This is a genomic window from Bacillus sp. K2I17 (genome assembly GCF_002209985.1).
Classification (GTDB): domain Bacteria; phylum Bacillota; class Bacilli; order Bacillales; family Bacillaceae_G; genus Bacillus_A; species Bacillus_A wiedmannii.
The window spans coordinates 1-5,065 of sequence record NZ_NJGF01000087.1; the positions used below are offsets into that span (position 1 = coordinate 1).

5 protein-coding genes are annotated in these 5,065 nt (G+C 33.6%); all 5 read right to left on the reverse strand.

Going from position 1 to position 5,065, the window contains the following annotated elements; genetic code table 11:
* Positions 1–371 precede the first annotated feature (371 nt).
* Positions 372–1,169, reverse strand: coding sequence for an undecaprenyl-diphosphate phosphatase UppP (gene uppP / locus CER22_RS30500; RefSeq protein WP_001279953.1), 798 nt, complete (start codon positions 1,167–1,169; stop codon positions 372–374).
* A gap of 17 nt (positions 1,170–1,186) precedes the next feature.
* On the reverse strand, positions 1,187–1,924 hold the full coding sequence (locus CER22_RS30505; RefSeq protein WP_000247712.1) for an ABC transporter permease: 738 nt from the start codon (positions 1,922–1,924) through the stop codon (positions 1,187–1,189).
* Positions 1,917–2,846, reverse strand: coding sequence for an ABC transporter ATP-binding protein (locus CER22_RS30510; RefSeq protein ID WP_000484005.1), 930 nt, complete (start codon positions 2,844–2,846; stop codon positions 1,917–1,919). The genes CER22_RS30505 and CER22_RS30510 overlap by 8 nt, the downstream gene beginning before the upstream one ends.
* Before the next feature lie 68 nt (positions 2,847–2,914).
* Positions 2,915–3,928, reverse strand: coding sequence for a sensor histidine kinase (locus CER22_RS30515; RefSeq protein ID WP_000845343.1), 1,014 nt, complete (start codon positions 3,926–3,928; stop codon positions 2,915–2,917).
* Entirely contained in the window at positions 3,918–4,631 is a 714-nt protein-coding gene (locus tag CER22_RS30520; protein WP_046953851.1) for a response regulator transcription factor, read from the reverse strand. The genes CER22_RS30515 and CER22_RS30520 overlap by 11 nt, the downstream gene beginning before the upstream one ends.
* Between the last annotated feature and the right edge of the window lie 434 nt (positions 4,632–5,065).

The window sequence follows — 5,065 nt, forward strand, 5'->3', positions numbered from 1 at the left end:
TTGTCCCTGTGAGAGTAGGACGTCGCCAAGCAACTAAAAACACAAGTCTTTTGACTTGTGTTTTTTCGTGTTTAATAAAGCATGAGCATTTTGTACACATTTAGAACTTGTATCGGTGTATTGAGAATTAAGAAATATGATATATGCGGAATGGATATAGTTTGTATACACATTCGGTCTCTGTCCAAGGGGTGTTTAATTTTTGAGCTGTGTCGTACGGTAAAGATTAAAATTGCTTGAAGAACATTTGGATTATTAATGATGATTTACTCCCGCTATGCCATATTGGAGTAGGTAGTACTTGATGTGAAATGGATAAAGACCGATATTCTAACTTGAATATCGGTTTTTTATCTGTGACTTATATGAATTTATAGCAATACGAAAAGCGTAAATAAGATAGCTAACAAAATACGATAGTATGCGAAAGGTTTTAAGCCTATCTTTTCTAAAAGCTTTAGGAATGTTACTACTGCTAACATTGCTACTATAAAAGAGGTAATGAATCCTACCACAAACATAGGGATATCATTGACACTTAAATACTTCCAGCTTTTTAACAAGTCTAAGCCTGTAGCGCCTACCATTACAGGAAGAGCAATGAGAAAAGAGAACTCAGATGCAGTTTTATAATTTACTTTTGCTAATAGACCTCCAGAAATAGTAGAGCCAGCTCTAGAGAAGCCGGGGTATACTGCTAAGCATTGAAATAATCCAATTGTTAATGCTTGACGGTATGTTAAATCATCCAGTGAATAGGAGGTTGCCTCTTTCTTCTTTACTTCTGCAAAGAGCATAAGAATTGCCCCTGCTACAAGTCCAATTACGACAGTATAGGGCTGAAATAAGTAAGTTTTAATAACACCATGTAGTAGTAAACCAGCAACTACTGCTGGAAATACGCCAAGAAATACATGGAATGCGTTGAATTTCTTCTCTTTCCGCAGAAGAGGTTTAATATTACATAAAGAAACGAGGCGTTTATGATATAAAATTGCAATAGCTAAAATTGCCCCTAGCTGTATAACAATTTCAAACGTTTTCGCTCTTTCTCCTTCAAAATCTAATAAATGCCCGACTAATATAAGGTGACCAGTAGAAGAGATAGGTAAAAATTCGGCTAACCCCTCTACGATACCGAGTATGAAGGCAATAATGATATCGCTCATCGTTTCACTCCTATAAATTAATGAATGTCTACTCTTTTGAAATAGAATAGTGTTGCAAAAAATCCTGAAACCGCTGTTGCTGCAATGATGATATAAGAATATTCCGGTGGATATGTGGGTTGTAATTCATTATTTGCGATATCAAGAGTAGCGGTCCACGGAAATAAATCTTTATGTTTGGAGTTTACGAGCATAAGATTAGTCATTGTAATAATGACTGTTAATATAATAGGTGGTACATAGCTCTTCATTACAAGAGTTAGTAGCACAATAGGTGAAGACAATAGAAAGAGAAGTCCACCACAGATTAAAAATTTTAGAAAAGAACCTAAAAATAAAGCAGTGTTAAAACCAGGGAAGTTCCCTAATAGCCCTAATATTAAAGTAAGTGCCCAAGCGACTAAAGTTAGCATCATGATCCAAAGAAAAAGAGTGATGAACTTACTTATAATAAAGCTAATACGCGATACGGGGATAGTTAGTAAATTCTTTAGTGTGTCTTCTGCATATTCACGGGTAAACAGATAAGCAATTACTACTCCATATAAGGGGAATCCTATCACTAAAGTAGTATATAAGTTAACATCAGTAAATAATTGATGGAACCAAATAGTCGGAGTGGGCTGTTTGGTTTTTATATGTATATAAGAAGCTACTACGACTAAGAAAGGTGCGACACCAGCCCCAATAATGCTAATTAAAAACATATTAGAGCGTTTTAGTTTTAGTAGTTCTGTATAGAGTAGATTAACCAATTGTTCCACCTCCAACTAATTTAGTGAAATAATCTTCTAATCTATCTTCACTTATCATCATTTTTAATACTTCTACACCGTTTAGAACGAACGTTCTATTGATGTATCCTTGTTGTCCAAAATGAGAATAAATACGAATATTCCCTTCATCATGTACTTCATAATCAAAGATTTGAAGCTGATTTTCTAATAGCATTGCGGCTTTGTTTTCATTATTCACTTGAAATTCTATGTACTTACGGTTTGCTTTACGTAGCGTATTAAGAGAAACTTCTTCTAGTAACCTTCCTTCATGAATAATTCCCATACGATCAACTAATTGTTCTACCTCAGCTAATATGTGACTGGAAATAAGTATCGTTATATTTCTTTCCTGAGCTAAAGATTTAATAAGTTTTCGCATTTCTTTAATACCAATGGGATCGAGCCCGTTAGTTGGTTCATCTAGTATGAGTAATTCGGGATAATGGAGAAGGGCACGTGCAATACCTAGGCGCTGCTTCATTCCTAAAGAATACTTCCCAACTAATTTTTTTGTTTCATGCTGCAATCCTACTATTTCTAATGCTTCTTCAATAGCATTCTTTTTGTGAATCCCAATTATCTTTGTATTAATTAATAAGTTTTCTTTTGCAGTTAAGTTTTCATAAAACCCTGGAACCTCAACGATAGAACCAATTCTTCTTAAAATATCTTTTTGATTTTGAAATAAGTCCTCTCCGAATATTTCAATATTTCCACTTGTAGGTTTTATAAGACTGAGTAGCATACGAATGGTTGTTGTTTTGCCCGCACCGTTTCGTCCTATGAATCCATAAATCTCGCCTTGTTGAACATTAATATTTAGATTATCTACTGATTTTTGTGTGCCATACACTTTAGTAAGGTTAGTCGTTTTTATAATTGTATTTATAGGAAACACCTACTTTCTATAAGTTCTTAATTACATGATAAGAAGGAAGGCTTAACTGCATATTAATCATTTTTTAACTATTTCTTAAAAGAAATGTATTTTGGAATTGAAAAGCCAAAAGTAGTTCGTTTCCATGGAGTACTTTCAACCCATATATGCCCACCATTTCTCTCAACGAGTGCTTTAGAAATTGAAAGCCCGAGACCGCTACCACCAGAAGAGGAGTTTCTCGATTGTTCGCTTCGGTACATTCGTTCAAATACGTTTTGTAAATCATGTTTTGGAATACCAGGGCCTTTATCCCAAATAAGAAGTTCATAGTCTGTATCAGTTTCTAGTAGTTCGATCCCTAATGTTTTCCCATCTTTTCCGTAATAAATGGCATTTTTTATCAAATTACTCATAATTCGCATAAGGCTAAGGTGGTCTGCAATGATAGGGCAAGTAGATTCTGGTATGAGAACCTGTAGTTCGAGATTATGTTTTGAGAGTTCAGGTAAAAATTCAATCAAAACTTCTCTAGTAACTTCAGAAAAGTCGAGTTCCTCTTCTTTTAGTGGAAATTCATTGGCGTCTAGCTTTGCCATATTGAATATTTCATTAACTAGATGTTTTAAGTTATTTGATTTCATATAAAGTATTTTAAGATATTCTTTCTTTTCTATTTCAGAAACAGCAACCCCATCTTTTAAAGCGTCGATATATCCAATAATAGAGGTGAGTGGTGTTCGGATATCGTGCGAGATACTAGACAAAAGTTGTTTTCTAGATTCCTCGGATCTTTTTGCTTCGATCCGAACCTTTTCTAATTCAGCTATTAGTTCGTTTATTGAAAAAACGATACTATGTAATGAGGGGTCATTGCTTGTGAATAATCTCGTTTGTAAATTTCCTTTTAGTACACGACCTAATTTTGTGTCCACTGATTTGCGATGTTGAATGAATTGTATTCTTGAAAAGAAGAGATACATTGTAATTAAAATAAGGGTAATAAATAAAGACATCTTTCCTTTTGGGCCCATTTGTATATTTAAAAGCCCGCAAATGATAAGTTGTAATGAAATAAGGAATAGGGTTTTATCAGTCTTCAAGTTTTTCACCTACAAACTTATAACCAATTCCCCATACAGTTTGAATGAATTTTGGATTAGAAGGATTGATTTCTATTTTCTTTCTAAGTTTTCGAATATGTACCATAACGGTATTATCGTCTTCTATATAATTATCGTCCCATACATTTCGAAAGAGCTGTGTTTTTGTAAATACTTGTCCTGGGTTTGAAGTAAAGAATTTCAACAGTTCCAGTTCTTTTCCGGTTAAGCTGATTTCTTCTTTATTTGTATGAACTGTGTATGTATTTAAATCGATAGTTAGTCCTTTGAAAGCTAAAATTGTTTTCTCTTGTGCAGTAGTGTTACTTCCAAGAACTAAAAAACGCCGCATAAGAGCCTTTACTCGTGCAACTACTTCGTGAATACTGAAAGGTTTCGTAATGTAATCATCAGCGCCAATGCTTAAACCTAAAATTTTATCAATTTCGTGATCTTTAGCGGTTAGCATTAATATAGGTACGTTAGTTTTATCTCTAAGTTTTCTACATACTTCGATACCATCTACTTTCGGCATCATAAGATCTAATATAACGAGGTTATAGTTGTTTTGATTAAATAATTGCAAGGCTTCTTCACCATTAACCGCAGTATCTACCATATATAATTCTCGTTCTAAATATATTTTTAATAAATTTCGGATTTCTTTATCATCGTCTGCTATAAGGATACGTATATCTTTCATATTTTCACCTGCTTCTAATAGAGTTTTATTGCTAGTACAACAACTCTCTAATTATATACTAGTATTTGTTAAAATAAGGTTGCTAGTTTTGTTGGAGGGACATGTCTACAAGAATTAAGTCTAGAGTTCAAATGAAATCGAATATGTTTTGGAAGAATAAATTAAAGAGAAGCAGAAGGTGGTTTCTAGTAATGACTCTTTGTAGAGGCATATCTAGCTAAAAGAGCATAAAAATATTAAATTGAATATCTTTATAAAAAGGTGTTGACGATTTCACCTTAGAGGTGTAATATAGGACAAGTCGCCGATGCAATAACGCAGAACGCGGCAAACAAAATGAAAAACTTAGTTGACATTGAAAGATGAAAATGTTAACATAAGGAAGTCGCAAATGAGCGACCAAGTAGTTCTTTGAAAACTGAACGAAACAAACA